Raw genomic sequence first — 13,766 nt, 5'->3', positions numbered from 1 at the left:
CGACCGTTCGTGCGCTGGCTGCGCGCGCTGCTGGGCGATCGCGTACTGCTGGTCCTGCTGCTCGCGCTGCCGCCGCTGGCCTGGGCCACGACACTGCCGCTCGCGCGCTGGCCCGCGCTGATCGACTTCGACACGCTGGCCGCGCTCGCCGGCCTGCTGGTGCTGACCAAGGCGGTCGAGCAGAGTCATGCGTTGCATCTGGCAGGGATGCGGCTGGTGCGGCGCGTGCCCGGCGAGCGTTCGCTGGCTGTGGGGCTGGTGATCGCGGCGGCGCTGCTGTCGATGGTGCTCACCAACGATGTCGCGCTGTTCGTGCTGCTGCCGTTCACGCTGTCGCTCGGGCGGCTGGCGCAACTGCCGGTCGCGCGGCTGGTGGTGTTCGAGGCGCTCGCGGTCAATGCAGGTTCGGCGCTCACGCCGATCGGCAATCCGCAGAACCTGTTCCTCTGGCATCGCAGCGGCGTCGGTTTCGGCGATTTCATGCTCGCGATGCTGCCGGTGGTGGCGCTTGCGTGCGGCCTGCTGGTGGCGTTCGCGGTGTGCGGCTTCAGGGGCCGGGCGCTTACGCTGCTGCCGCCCGCCGAGCAGCCGGCGCTCGACCGACCGCTGATGCTGCACGCGCTTGCACTGTATGCGCCCTTCCTGGTGCTCATGCACCTGCATCGGGCGCCGCTGGCCTGCGCGCTGGTGCTCGGGCTGTTCGCGTGGTGGCGGCCCCGGCTGCTGGCGCGCATGGACTGGGGGCTGATCCTGGTGTTCGCGCTGATGTTCGTCGACCTGGGCCTGCTGGCCGGACTGGCGCCGGTGCGCGCGGCGGTCGCGGGGCTGGGCGTCGATCAGCCGGCGCGGCTGTACTGGATCGGCATCGGGCTGTCACAGCTCATCAGCAACGTGCCGGCAGCCATCCTGCTGGCCCGGCTGTCGGACGACTGGCACACGCTCGCCGTGGCGGTGAGCGTGGGCGGCTTCGGCTGCGTGGTCGGCTCGCTCGCCAACCTGATCGCGCTGCGGCTCGCGGGCAGGGAAGGGCGGATGCTGCTGTTCCACCTCTGGTCGCTGCCCTTCCTGCTGCTGCTCGCGCTGCTGGTGCGCTGGCTGCCGCCGGGCTGACGCGAGGCGCGACCCGGCGGCAGCCAGCGCACGCGCGAATCCGGCGGCCCGGAGTCGCGGGTGACTCCGGAGCGGTCAGCGGAAGCGGTACTGCGTGGTCAGCATCACGACGTTCGCCTTGTAGTCGTACAGCGGCGTGCCGTCGGAATTGGTCTGGTTCGAATCGCGCGAGACGCGCTGGAACTGCAGGCCCACGCTCCAGCGGTCATAGGGCAGCCAGTCGAAGGACAGCGTGCTTTCGAGCGAGTTGTCGAGGCGCGCCGGGCGCGTCGAGAGCTGCGACGCGATGCTGTTCGGATCGCCGCGGTAATCGTCGCGCCGCCACATCTGTTCGATGCTCGCCGTCAGCTTGGGCGTGATGCTGTAGCTGAGCTTCCCGTCGAGCGACGAGGCCAGCGTGTACACGCGGTCGTAGGCATCGGTGCCGCTCGCGGTGCGCGCGCCGCTGAACTCGGCGCGCCACTTGCCGCTGAGCTGGTAGCGGAGCGTGAGCGAGGCGACCGGGCCCCAGAAATCGCGCTCAGGCACTTGGTCGTGATGACGGCGCGCCCAGCCGATGCGGCCCTGCACGTCGGTGAAACCGCCCGGCCGGTAGATGAAGCCGACGCCGCCTTCGCGCTGGCGATAGCTGTTGTCGATCGGCCGGCTGGAGTCGATGACCCGATTCGGGTAGTAACCGTCGGTCAGCGAGCCGTACAGATAGACATCATCGTCGCGACCATTGCGGTAGCCGGCCTGGAGACCGACGGTACTGATGCGGTTGTCGCTCGTGCGCAGGAAGTTCGACGAGTTGGACGACTCGCTGCGCGACGCATTGAAGGTGAGCCGGCGGTCGGGGCGCGGGCGGTAGTTGCCGGTGAATTCGAGCCGGTTGGTCGAAAGCTTGTTGAGACCCGCCGCCAGCGATGAAAGCGCTTGCGACTGGTTGGCGATCGCGGTCTGCGTCTCGGTGCGTGCCGCGTTCATGGTGCCGTCGAACTCGTTGCCGAGCTGCCAGAGCCAGCTGAGGCTGCCGTTGCGCAGCGTGCTGTCGAAGCGGTCGTAGGTGCGGAAGGTGTTGTAGCGGACGTTGGCGTCGGCGATGAACACCTGCCGGCTCAACTGGACCCGCGCCTTGCCGTCGATGAAGGGCGCGATCGTCACGTCGCTGCGCTGGGTGCCGAGCGTGGGGGAACGGTCCTGCGGCGTCACGCCGTCGGGCAGGCGCAGGATGTTGCTGTCGGAGGAAACGGAAAGGCCGGTCGAAAAGCTGAAACCGGTGCGCTCGGGCGTCGCGTCGAAGGGCAGCAACTGGGCGCCGGCGGTCGAGTACCACAGCGAACCCGTGGCCGCGATGGCAAGCGCGATGCGGGACGGCCGGCGCGGCGCGAAGCAGGTGTTCAACAGCTGTCCACGGGATTTCATCGTGCTTTGCTTTCCTTGACCGTAAGTGCTCGCAGGGAGGGATGGGCGGCTTTTCGGCGCCCGAATTTACACGCCTGTCGCGCCAACCACGCGTTGAAATGAACGCCTGCCGTCGCGCGGTGGATGCTTGCGGGCTGATGGTCGTTCCCCTCCCGGCGCGGCACTTGAAACGATCGGCCCCGAACGTTTGAACTGCATGGCACTAGTCGTGCATCCTCGCCCGTAGGCCAAAAGCCCTTCCGGTAAGGTGATCAACTCCTACCCCTCCCGCACCCATGATCCTTCAGACCCCACAAGTCGCGTTCTCGCGCGGTCGAGCGTCCTTCATCGGCCTCGTCCGGATGTCGGTCGAGCCCACGATCGTCGTGCTGAGCTTGCTCGTCGCGGCATTGCTCGCCGGGCATCCTTTCGGCGGCGCCGAACTGGTGCTCGCGATGATCGCGTTCTCGCTCACCTTTCCCGGCGAGGTATCGATCCGCAAGATCAAGCGCGGACTGCTGGTCTCGGTATGCGCGGGCTGGTTCCTCACTTTCGGCCTCATGCTGTTCTTCGGCTGGGCCACGCGCTTCATCTGGCATTTCGATCCGCTGATGCTCGCGGTGTGGTTCGCGATCACGCCGGTGGCGCTTTACGCGGCGCACCGCATCATTCCGCGCCTCACGCCGCAGTTGCTCGCGATCGACGGCTTCCGCAAGACGGTGGTGGTGGCGGCCAACGACGCCGGCCGCAAGCTCGCGCGCAACCTGCGCGAGGAGCCCGCGCTCGGCTTCCAGTTCGTCGGCTTCTTCGATGACCGCACCGGCGACCGCCAGCCTCCGCTCGAAGAGGGCCCGCTGCTCGGCTCCATCGATACGGTGGCCGAGTACGTCAAGAAGAACGCGGTCGAGGCGGTGTTCATCGCACTGCCGATGGCGCACCAGCCGCGCCTGCTCGCACTGCTCGACGAGATGAAGGACACGACGGCCTCGATCTACTTCGTGCCCGACATCTTCATGTTCGACCTGATCCAGGCGCGCATCGACGACATCAACGGCGTGCCGGTGCTGGCCGTGTGCGAGACGCCATTCGTGGGCATCAACGGCCTCGTCAAGCGCATCAGCGACGTCATTCTCGCCAGCCTGATCATCCTCATGATCAGTCCCATCCTCGCGGTCGTGGCCCTGGGCGTGAAGCTCAGCAGCCCGGGTCCGATCATCTTCCGCCAGCGCCGTTACGGCCTGGACGGGCGCGAGATCATGGTCTTCAAGTTCCGCAGCATGACCGTGACGGAAAACGGCGGCGAGGTGAAGCAGGCCCAGCGCAACGACAAGCGCATCACCCCGTTCGGCAGGCTTCCTGCGCAAGACCTCGCTCGACGAACTGCCGCAGTTCTTCAATGTGCTCATCGGCACGATGAGCATCGTCGGCCCCCGGCCGCACGCGGTCGCGCACAACGAGCAGTACCGCAAGCTCATCAAGGGCTACATGATTCGCCACAAGGTCAAGCCGGGCATCACCGGCTGGGCGCAGGTGAACGGCTTTCGCGGCGAGACCGAGACCCTCGACAAGATGCAGGCGCGGATCGAATACGACCTCGAATACCTGCGCCGCTGGTCCCTCGGCCTCGACCTGTACATCGTCTGGAAGACACTCGCGGTGTTCACCAACCGAACCAACGCGTACTGAACCTTGCGTCCCGCTGCGGACCGGGCCGGTCCGCGCGCAACCCAACCCTTCTCTCCCTCCCATGCGAATCCACATGCGTAACCGCGCCTTCCTGAGCAGGCTGCTCGGACTGCTTTTCTTCGCCATCGCCTTCGGCACCGCCGTGTCCGCCAAGGCCCAGACGCGTGACGAGCGCTATCTGCTCGGTGCCGGCGACCTGCTGCGCATCGTCGTGTTCCAGAACGCCGACCTGTCGATCGAGACCCGCGTGAGCGGCAGCGACACGGTCAACTTTCCGCTCATCGGCGAGTTCAGCGTGCGCGACCTCACCCCCCGCCAGGTCGAGCAACTCATCGCCAAGAAGCTCCAGGACGGCCAGTTCGTGAAGGCGCCGCAGGTGCTCGTGAATGTCACCGACTACCGCTCGCATCTCGTGTCGGTGCTCGGAAATGTGAATCGTCCGGGCCGCTTTCCGCTCGATCTCGACTATGGCCTGACCGACATGATCGCGATGGCGGGCGGCGTGGCAGCCACCGGCGCCGACGTGGTGGTCCTCAGCCGCAGCGAAGGTGGTGTCACCAAGAACATCGGCTACGACCTCGAAGCCCGCTACGCCGCCGGCGCGACACCGGCGCCGGACGTGAAGCTCCAGGCCGGCGACGTGCTGTACGTGCGCCGCGCGCCCGTGTTCTACATCTACGGCGAAGTGAATCGCCCGGGCGCCTACCGCCTCGAACGCAACATGACCGTGCAGCAGGCGGTCTCGGCTGGCGGCGGCATCTCGCTGCGCGGCACGGAGCGTGGCGTGCGTGTCGCGCGCCGCGATGCCGAAGGCAGGACGACCGATGTGCCGCAGGTCGGTCCGACGACCGTCATCCAGCCCGATGACGTGATCTACGTGCGCGAAAGCGTCTTCTAAGAAGAGCCCGGGTCATGAACTTCCTCCAACTCCTCACCGTCGTCCGCGCCCGCTGGACCATCGCGGTCGCCGTGTTCGCGACCGTGGTCGGCGTGACCACCGTGCTGTCGCTGATCCTGCCGAAGCAGTACACGGCCTCGGTCAACTTCGTCATCGATCCCAAGGGCGGTGACGTGCTCGGCAACAGCGGCGGCTCCATCGCGATGATGACGCCCCAGCTCGCCGCCACCTACATGGCCACGCAGGCGCAGATCCTCCAGAGCAAGCGCATCGCCACCCAGGTCGTGCGCAAGCTCAACCTGCTGGAAGAGCCGCTCATCAAGCGTGAGCTGGCCGAGGCCACCGATGTGCGCTCGCCGGAGGAGTTTGCCTCCGAGGTGCTCGGCAAGCGCATCGACGTCGCCGCCGCCAAGGACAGCCAGCTGCTCACCATCAGCGTGACCTGGCCCAACCCCGAGACCGCCGCCGCCATCGCCAACGGCTTCGCCGACGCCTATCGCGGCTTCACCACGCAGATGCGCACCCAGCCGGCGCGTCAGAGCGCCGAGTTCTTCAACGAGCAGCTCAAGACGCTGCGCTCCGACCTCGAACGTGCCCAGGCCAAGCTCTCCGCCTACCAGCAGGAGAACAAGATCGCCGTATCGGACGCGCGCATGGACATCGAGAGCGCCCGTCTCGCCGAGCTGTCGTCGCAGCTGTCGCAGGCCCAGGGCGCCTCGGCCGATGCCCGCGCCCGCGCGCTCCAGGGCGGCCGCGCAGGCTCCGCCATTCCCGAGATCGCCACCTCGGGGATCATCACGCAGCTGCGCTCCGAGGTCGCCCGCGCCCAGAGCGAACTCGATCAGGCCGCCAAGGCCTACGGCCCGAACCATCCGTCCTACCAGCAGCGCGCGGCCCAGCTCCAGACCGCCCAGGCCAGCCTCGACCGCGAACTGCGCTCGCTGTCGGGCAGCATGGGCAGCGCCAGCCAAGCCAGCGAACAGCGCGAGGCCGAGCTGCGTCGCGCCGTCGAGAACCAGCGCCAGAAGGTGCTCGAATTCGGTCGCCAGCGCGACGATCTGTCGGTGCTCTCGCGTGAAGTCGACAGCGCGCAGAAGGTGTTCGACCTCGCGCTCCAGCGCTTCGCCGAAAGCAACATCCAGAGCCAGGCCAGCGTCACCGATGCCACCGTACTCAACGCCGCCACCGTGCCGGCGATCGCGTCCAAGCCCAAGGTCTTCCTGAACATCCTCGTCTCGATGGTGGGCGGCGCATTGCTCGCGCTGTGCGTGGCCATCCTCGTCGAGCTGGCCGACCGCCGAGTGCGCACCGTCTACGACGCCGCCGATTTCGTCGATGCGCCGATCCTCGGCGTACTGCCGCCGGCCAGCGCCCGGTTGCAGGGCTCGCCTGCCGTTGCCCTGCCGGGCGGTGGTAATCCCAAGGGTCTGCTTGGCCGCTGAAGCGTGAACCGCTCGAAGGATTCCTGAGTCATGAACATGCATACCCGTCCCGCGTCGGCCGAGATCCATCCGCAAGGCGTCGAGACCATCGTCGCCCGCGACGCCGCTGTCGATCAGACGCTCGCGGCCGATGCCGAACTGCGCGACCGCCCCCTTGGCGAGATCCTCAAGGAAGTCGCCGCGCTCAGTACCGACCAGATCAACGAGATCCTGGCCCACCAGCGCAACCGTGGCATCCGCTTCGGCGAGGCCGCGATCGAGCTGGGCTATGCCTCGGCCGATCTCGTGCGCTTCGCGCTTGCGCGCCAGTTCCACTATCCCTACGACAGCAGCGCCGACTCGGGCCTCGCGCCCGAGCTGGTGTGCGCGACCGCGCCGTTCACGGCGGCCGCCGAAGCCATCCGCGGCGTGCGTTCGCACCTGCTGTCGGGTCCGCTCTCCGATCCGGCGCAAACGCAGATCCCGATCGCCATCGTCAGCCCCAACAGCGGCGAAGGCCGCAGCTACGTGGCCGGCAACCTGGCGATCGCCTTCGCCCAGCTGGGCCGCCGCACCATCCTCGTCGATGCCGACTTCCGCAAGCCGCGCCAGCACGAGATGTTCGCCAGCCCCAAGAGCATCGGCCTTGCCGGCGTGCTGTCGGGTCGCACCCAGGCCGACGTGATCCACAAGGTGCGGGGCTTCCCGAGTCTCGCGCTACTGCCCGTGGGCGTGACGCCGCCGAACCCGCTCGAACTCATCGAGCGTCCGGCCTTCTCGCTGCTGCTGCGCGAGTTCAGCAGCAAGTTCTCCTATGTCCTGCTCGACACGCCGCCCGGCTCCTACGGTTCGGATGCGCGCGCGATCGCCGCCCGCTGCGGCCACGCCATCGTGGTCACGCGCAAGGACCGCACGGGCGCCTCGCAGTTGCGCGATTTCAGCGCCAGCCTGCGCGAGACCGGCTGCAAGATCGTCGGCGTGGTGCTGAACGAGTTCTGAGCGCCGGAGTCGTCGGGGACCGGCCGCCCGCGACGACCGCTCGCCGGCGGGCCTGCCCGCCCCACCACTCAAGGCCCCGCCACGGACGGCCCGACGATGAAACTTCAAGCAACCGGTACCCAGGCGACGACTGTCGTCATCACTTCAGTCGCGCTGCTGTTCGGCGTGGCCTTCGCGCTGGTGGTGGCCATCGGCGGCTACAAGATCGCCTTCATGGCGCTGGCGGCCGTGCTCGGCCTGTTTGCCTTCGCGCTGCCGATCGAACTGCTCATGCGCGCGCTGCTGCTGGTGAGCGTGTTCATCTCGGGCGTGCTCCACTACTTCACGCCGCTGGGCAACAACGCCTACTGGATGGCGGTCGGCCTTGCGGCGGTGCTCGCGGTGCGTATCCCCATCGATCTGCTGAGCCGGCGGCGTGCCGGCGATGAGGTGGTGCAGGTGCGCGGCGGTGGCAGCCTGCGTACCGCGTCAACCTTCGTGCTCGCGATCGCGCTGGGTTTCCCGCTCACCGTCATCGTCTCGACGCTGGCCAACCACAACCCGATCGACCAGACCCTCCTGGGCGTCAAGGCCTATTTCGGCTACTGGCCGCTCATGTACGTGATGGCGCTCGGCCTCACGAGCGAGAAGTTCATCGCCTGGGCCTGGAAGGTGCTGTTCTGGGCCGCCGTCGTGCAGGTTCCCTTCGTGGCCTTCCAGCGCATCTTCATCATGCCGCAGCGCCTGCAGGGCGCCTCGGAGTTCGACTCCATCGTCGGCACCATGGGCGGCGATCCCTTCGGCGGCGGCTCGAACGCGACACTGGTGCTGTACTGCCTCGTCACCTTCTATCTCGGCCTCAACTACCTGCGCGTCGGGCTGCGCCGGCCCCTGATCGTGGCCGTGATGAGCGTCATCGCGCTGGCCTGCATCTTCGCGGGCGAGGTGAAGGCGGTCATTGCCTTCCTGCCCATCGGCCTGACCGCCACCTACTGGGACGCACTGCGCAAGAAGCCGATCCGCTTCGTCTACATGATCTTCATCGCCGGCGGCTTCGCGATGCTCGTGACCGTGGCCTACCAGGTCATGTACTGGTCGAAGAACCAGGAGCTCACCGGCGCGAGCCAGGACGAGAACATCGTCAAGTCGCTCACCTACGCCTTCGACTCGAACCAAGTGTCGGTCACCACCGGCGAACTCTCGCGCGCGGCCGTCATCTCGCTGTGGAACGAGGACGTGTCGGGCGACCTGCCCAAGCGCTGGCTCGGCTACGGCATGTTCTCCAGCCGCAGTTCGACCACCTTCGCGATGGGCGAGGTCGCCGCCAAGTACTACCCGCTCAACCTCAACTGGACCACTGCCGCCGCGCTGCTGTGGGACTTCGGGCTGCTCGGGCTGAGTACCTTCTTCGCGCTACAGATCGCCACGATCTTCCTGATCCTCAAGATCAGCCGGCATCCCGCCCTGCCTCCCGAAGCCCGTGCCCAGGTGCATGTGGCATTCGCCGTGCTGCTCATCGGCCTGCCGTTCCATTTCTATCAGAACTACGTTTATCTGCATCCGCCGACGCAATGGCTCTATTACTTCTGCATCGGCTACGTGATTCATCTGGCACGTACCCTGCCGGATGTTGAAGTGCGTCGCCGCTATTCGATGCAGGCCGCCACGAGCATGCGCGGCGTTGTCGCCGCGCATGCCGATGCCCATTTCCCCGTTGTTGCTCCGATTCGCAAATGAGTCGTCCGTTATGCGTCGTTGCGACCTGGTTCTACGAGAGCCAGGGCATGCTCGACTTCAAATACCGGATGCGTGCCCTGAGTGAAAACTATAGGCTGATGGTTTTCACCCGGCGGCCGCTTGATCCGCTCGATTTCGACGGCGTCGAATTCGACCAGATCCTGCTCGAGGAAAAGGCTGATCTGCCCGGCCTGCTGCGCTATCAGTGGCGCCTGTGGCAGCGCGTGCGCCGGCTCGATTATTTCGCGGCGGTATTGCTCGGCTCGCATTTCGGCTTTCTCGCGGCGGCGCTCGATCGCACCGTGCTCTACTGGAACGAGCATCCGCTGCAAATCGTGCCGCGTGATCTCAAGCGCGGCCTCAAGCGCCAGCTTTACACGCTGCTCATCAAGCTCTGGTATCGCGCCGCCGATCGCGCCAGCGTGGTGCTGCCGATCAGCCATACCCTGCGCGACGACCTCATCGCGCATGGCGTCGATCCGGCCCACACCCGCGTCGAATGGATGGGCGTCGATGAAACCTTCTATTCGCATGCGCGCGAACGCGAAATCGGCGCGCAATTGCGCGTGATCTACGTCGGTACGGTCGCACCGGCGCGTGGCCGCGACGTGATGCTCGATGCATTCGCCAGACTCAAGCGCGACGGCATTCCGGCCCATCTCACGATCGTCGGCGCCTCGCCCGAGCAGCTCGACTATTGCCGCCAGCGCGTGGCCGAACTCGACATTGCCGATGTTGTGCATGTCGAGGGCCGCATTCTCGGCCGCGAAGTACCCGACTGGCTCGATCGCGCCGATGCCGGCCTTTGCCTGTGGGAAAACCGCCCGCACTGGCAATTCAATCCGCCGACCAAGCTGTTCGAATATCTCGCGGCCGGATTGCCGGTCATCGCCAGCGAAATCCGCACCCATACCGACTATCTGCGCGAAGGCCATTCGGGCGCCATCTTCCCGTACGGCGCCGACGGTCTCGCCGATGCCGTCGCCCGGCTCTGGCGCAATCGCGCCGGCTTCCGGCAGATGAGCCGCAATGCCCTCGCCGAATCGACCCAGTACCGCTGGGCTGGCGTGCGGCCCCGATTCGAGAACTCGGTCAGCAGCGCGGCCGGCAGCCTGCCGACCCAGGTCGGCACCGAAGTGACCGACAGTCCGGCGGCGAAGCATGGCGAACTTTCCTGAATTCACCCCGGCCGACCGTGCGGCGGACATCGCGCTGCTCGGTCGCCTGCAAGAGCGCCTGCTCGCCCGCGTGAGCGAACTGCTCGACGGCACGCGCGATGTCGCGCTCATCGACTATCCCAACAATTCGAATGTCGGTGATTCGCTGATCTGGCTCGGTGCGTTGCAACTGGTGCGCCGCCTCGGATTGCGCGTGCATTACATCTCGGATTGCCACAACACCGATTTCGAGCGCCTGCGCCGATTGGCCTGCAAACATCGGCTGGCATTGCTGCTCAATGGCGGCGGCAATTTCGGCAGCCTCTGGCTGCATCATCAGCTGTTCCGGCTCAAGGTATTCGAGTCCTTTCCCGACAATACGATCATCCAATTGCCCGTCAGCACGCATTTCGATGATCTCGACGGTGAATTGGCGCGCCGCACCCGCGATGTGCTGGCGCGCCGGCCGAATGTGCATCTGCTCGTGCGCGATCAGCCTTCGGTCGAGCAGTTTCAGCGTCATTTCGGAGTCAGCGCTTCCCTCGTGCCCGATCTGGCTTTCATGATCGGCGCGCTCGAACGCAAGCCGGCGCGTCATCCGGTGATTGCCCTGCTGCGCTCCGACAAGGAAAAGCGGATCGGCCAGACGCTTTCCGTCGGGCCTGAAGTGCCGGTTGTCGATTGGCTGGAGGAAGGGCTCCAGGAAAGGTTCTGGCAGAGGCTTATATCGTCTGGTGGCAAATCTCTGGAAGCTTTCGACGGCAACCATCGCGTGCTCGGCTGGCTCTGGGAGCAATTGAGTCGCGCGCGTCTGCGGCGCGGAATCGCCTTGCTTTCGCGCGGCGAATCGGTCGTGACCGATCGCCTGCATGCCCATGTGCTGTCGGTGCTGCTCGGCATTCCGAATTCGATCGGCGACAACTCGACGGGCAAGGTGCATGCCCTGTTCGATGCCTGGACCGGCGAATGCCGTTGTGCCCGCTGGCGTGGTGCTGCGCCAGCCGCTGTCTCCTCCCCGATAGACCCGACAATGACGCCGACCACGGTGCTGAATTCACAAACATGAGCCAGGGAATCATCAAATCGGTCCATCTCCAGGTGCAGAGGCATCTGCCCGGAGTCGCGATGGCATTGCGCAAATGGCGTCGCCGGGGCCGACTCGTGCGCCGCGCCATGTTTCACGTGAGTGATGCCCGCAATACCCTTCGCTATATGCGCTGGGACCAGCCCGAGCCGAATTACTGGCAGCTCAGTTCCGAATTGATCTTCCAGTATCACAAGCTCGAAAAGGGCATGTGCATGCCGGGCAAGCCGCGCTTCTTCGGCGAGCAGCCGGCGCTCGACACGATCGCGCTGGTCGAACGCTGGCGCGCAGCCGGCTTTCCGCTCACCGATCCGGTCTATCTGGGCGCGATGGAGGGACTGCGCGGCTACCGCGAGCGCATCAGGCGCACGCCGCCCAAGCTGGAGGAAACCGCCGCGCGCATCTTTCCGGCGCTCGACCGCGTGCTTTCGGGTCATGAGCCGGCCACCGCGCTCGCCACGCCCATGCCCTTCACCGGGCAGAAGCCCGACGCGCTGCCTGCGCTGACCGACCTCTGCCATGCGCGCCGCAGCGTGCGCGCCTATGCCGACCGGCGGGTCAACCTCGCCGACGTGCGCGAGGCGCTGGCCCTGGCCCAGCTCAGCCCGAGCGCCTGCAACCGCCAGCCTTGGATCGTCCACGCCTACCAGCAGCGCGAGAAGATCGACTCGATGCTCGAACTCCAGAACGGCAACGGCGGCTTCGGCAAGACGATCCCGCTGCTGCTCGTCATCTGCGTCGAGGCACGCGCCTTCTTCGACGGCTCGGAGCGCAACGAGCCCTATGTGGATGCCGGCCTGTTCACGATGTCGCTGCTGCTCGCGCTCCAGGCGCGCGGCCTGTCGAGCTGCTGTCTCAACTGGTGTGTCGAACCCGACACCGACCGCGAGGCGCATCGCCGGGGCCAGATTCCCGAGAGCGAGAAGATCATCATGTATCTGGCGGTCGGCTACCCCGAGGCGGAGGCGGTCGTGCCGCGCTCGGCCCGCCGTGGCATCGACAGCTTCCTCAAGGTGCATGCCTGAGCCGGCCTCCGGCTCCGGCACGGTCGCGCGCCCGAGGTGACGGCATGAGTCTCGCCACGCCATCGCCCCATCCGGTGTTGTACGTCGTCACCTGGTTCTACGACTACCAGCCTGGCCTCGCGATCTACCGCCAGCGGCTCGAGCTGCTGGCCGAGCATTACGAGCTGCATCTGCTGGTGCGCAATCCGGCGCATGCCTGGCGCCTCGGCTTCAAGGATGCGGCCCGCGTCCATGTGCTGCCCGAGACCGGCGGCAGTTCGCTCAGCCTGGTGCGTTACTGCCTGCGTGTGGCGCGGCAGCTCGCGCGGCTGCCCGAGGCGCCGGTGTTCCTGTTCACCTCGCACCTGTCAATGGTGGCGCTCGGCCTGCGCGACCGGCCCGTCGCCATCTACTGGAACGAGATGCCGTCGCACTACTTCACGCGCCACGGCAAGCGCACGGCCAAGGGCTGGTTCACGGCGGCGTTGCGGCGACTGACCTACTTCGGCGCGCGCAGCGCGCGGGTGGTGATGCCGATCAGCCGCTTCATGGCCGACGACCTCGTCGCGCGTGGCCTGCCGGCTCAGCGCGTGCCGGTGGTGGACATGGGCGTGAGCGTGTCGGACATGGCGCTCGGCCTGCGCGCCGCGCGCCGCCCCGGGCCGCTCACCGTCTGCTACGCCGGCACGCTTACCGGCGAGCGTGGCCGTGACCAGATTGTCGGTGGCGTGCTCGCGGCACTGGTCGAGGGCATCGACGTGAAATTGCTGCTCGTGGGCGTGCCCGACGTGGACCAGGTCGAACTGCGCGCCGCGTTCGGCAATGCCGGCTATCCGCGCGCGCTCGAAATGCATGGCCTTGTCTCGACTGCCGAGGTCTATGCTGCCTACGCGCGCGCCGACCTGGGCGTCACCCTGCTCGAACCCAACGCGCACTTCCAGTTCAACCCGCCGACCAAGCTCTTCGAGTACCTCGTGCTCGGGTTGCCGGTCATCTGCAACCGCATCCGCACGCTCACGCACTATGTGGAAGACGGCCGCACCGGCTTCCATTGCGACTACTCTTCGGCCGGTGTCGCGAGAGCGATCACCCGCGCCGCGGCCGACCGCGCCGCGCTCGACGCGATGCGCGCGCACTGCATCGCGGTCGGCGAGCGTTACCGCTGGGACCGCGTCGCACCGCATTTCCTGCAGCAGATCCAGCGGCTCTATCGCGTTCCGGCCGATCGGGCCGAGATTGCGGGGCCGCCCACCGTGGCGCCGCTGGGCGACTGACCGGGCAGAGCGTCCTGGCCGTCGCGCCGCCACG

The 13,766-nt window shown here is 66.8% G+C and carries 11 protein-coding genes; 10 read left to right on the top strand and 1 reads right to left on the bottom strand.

The genetic code is table 11. The annotated features are described in order from the left end of the window. Positions 1-9 precede the first annotated feature (9 nt). Entirely contained in the window at positions 10-1,110 is a 1,101-nt protein-coding gene (locus H566_RS0114810; RefSeq protein ID WP_028312042.1) for an SLC13 family permease, read from the top strand. A 75-nt stretch (positions 1,111-1,185) separates the two neighbouring features. Here the strand turns inward: H566_RS0114810 and H566_RS0114805 are convergent, their stop codons facing one another. Continuing rightward, the gene (locus H566_RS0114805; protein ID WP_156924448.1) at positions 1,186-2,514 is read right to left on the bottom strand and encodes a hypothetical protein; all 1,329 of its coding nucleotides are present in this window, start codon (positions 2,512-2,514) and stop codon (positions 1,186-1,188) included. A 275-nt stretch (positions 2,515-2,789) separates the two neighbouring features. On the opposite strand from H566_RS0114805, the gene H566_RS25420 reads away from it, so the two are divergent. The 9 genes from H566_RS25420 (at position 2,790) to H566_RS0114760 (ending at position 13,732) form a co-directional block, all read left to right on the top strand. Beyond that, on the top strand, positions 2,790-4,274 hold the full coding sequence (locus H566_RS25420) for a sugar transferase (protein ID WP_425387957.1): 1,485 nt from the start codon (positions 2,790-2,792) through the stop codon (positions 4,272-4,274). Next, positions 4,253-5,077 (top strand): polysaccharide export protein EpsE, encoded by an 825-nt coding sequence (gene epsE, locus H566_RS0114795; protein WP_034411862.1) that lies wholly within the window; start codon positions 4,253-4,255, stop codon positions 5,075-5,077. The genes H566_RS25420 and epsE overlap by 22 nt, the downstream gene beginning before the upstream one ends. Positions 5,078-5,091: 14 nt before the next feature. Beyond that, entirely contained in the window at positions 5,092-6,519 is a 1,428-nt protein-coding gene (epsF, locus tag H566_RS25415; RefSeq protein ID WP_051378807.1) for a chain length determinant protein EpsF, read from the top strand. Positions 6,520-6,549: 30 nt separating this feature from the next. Next, entirely contained in the window at positions 6,550-7,497 is a 948-nt protein-coding gene (locus H566_RS0114785; protein ID WP_245591367.1) for a polysaccharide biosynthesis tyrosine autokinase, read from the top strand. A 96-nt stretch (positions 7,498-7,593) separates the two neighbouring features. Next, complete coding sequence (locus H566_RS0114780) at positions 7,594-9,213, top strand: hypothetical protein (protein WP_034411855.1); 1,620 nt, start codon at positions 7,594-7,596, stop codon at positions 9,211-9,213. Further along, positions 9,210-10,391: a glycosyltransferase family 4 protein gene (locus H566_RS25410; protein WP_084545138.1), complete on the top strand. Its 1,182-nt coding sequence runs from the start codon at positions 9,210-9,212 to the stop codon at positions 10,389-10,391. The genes H566_RS0114780 and H566_RS25410 overlap by 4 nt, the downstream gene beginning before the upstream one ends. Further along, the gene (locus H566_RS0114770) at positions 10,375-11,436 is read left to right on the top strand and encodes a polysaccharide pyruvyl transferase family protein (RefSeq protein WP_028312037.1); all 1,062 of its coding nucleotides are present in this window, start codon (positions 10,375-10,377) and stop codon (positions 11,434-11,436) included. Before H566_RS25410 ends, H566_RS0114770 begins: the two co-directional genes overlap by 17 nt. Before the next feature lie 146 nt (positions 11,437-11,582). Beyond that, positions 11,583-12,479, top strand: a complete 897-nt coding sequence (locus H566_RS27585; RefSeq protein WP_051378805.1) for a nitroreductase family protein — start codon at positions 11,583-11,585, stop codon at positions 12,477-12,479. A 44-nt stretch (positions 12,480-12,523) separates the two neighbouring features. Then, positions 12,524-13,732 (top strand): glycosyltransferase family 4 protein, encoded by a 1,209-nt coding sequence (locus H566_RS0114760; protein ID WP_034411853.1) that lies wholly within the window; start codon positions 12,524-12,526, stop codon positions 13,730-13,732. The last annotated feature ends 34 nt before the right edge of the window (positions 13,733-13,766 follow it).

This window comes from Derxia gummosa DSM 723 (genome assembly GCF_000482785.1).
Lineage (GTDB): Bacteria > Pseudomonadota > Gammaproteobacteria > Burkholderiales > Burkholderiaceae_E > Derxia > Derxia gummosa.
Note: the sequence above shows the minus strand (reverse complement) of the source record. Positions and strands in the feature narration are given on the sequence as shown.

Coding starts and splice junctions, on each gene's coding strand:
- H566_RS0114805 (WP_156924448.1), bottom strand. CDS start 2,514: ATGAAATCCCGTGGACAGCTGTTGAACACCTGCTTCGCGCCGCGCCGG.
- H566_RS25420 (WP_425387957.1), top strand. CDS start 2,790: ATGATCCTTCAGACCCCACAAGTCGCGTTCTCGCGCGGTCGAGCGTCC.
- epsE (WP_034411862.1), top strand. CDS start 4,253: ATGCGTAACCGCGCCTTCCTGAGCAGGCTGCTCGGACTGCTTTTCTTC.
- epsF (WP_051378807.1), top strand. CDS start 5,092: ATGAACTTCCTCCAACTCCTCACCGTCGTCCGCGCCCGCTGGACCATC.
- H566_RS0114785 (WP_245591367.1), top strand. CDS start 6,550: ATGAACATGCATACCCGTCCCGCGTCGGCCGAGATCCATCCGCAAGGC.
- H566_RS0114780 (WP_034411855.1), top strand. CDS start 7,594: ATGAAACTTCAAGCAACCGGTACCCAGGCGACGACTGTCGTCATCACT.
- H566_RS25410 (WP_084545138.1), top strand. CDS start 9,210: ATGAGTCGTCCGTTATGCGTCGTTGCGACCTGGTTCTACGAGAGCCAG.
- H566_RS0114770 (WP_028312037.1), top strand. CDS start 10,375: ATGGCGAACTTTCCTGAATTCACCCCGGCCGACCGTGCGGCGGACATC.
- H566_RS27585 (WP_051378805.1), top strand. CDS start 11,583: ATGCGCTGGGACCAGCCCGAGCCGAATTACTGGCAGCTCAGTTCCGAA.
- H566_RS0114760 (WP_034411853.1), top strand. CDS start 12,524: ATGAGTCTCGCCACGCCATCGCCCCATCCGGTGTTGTACGTCGTCACC.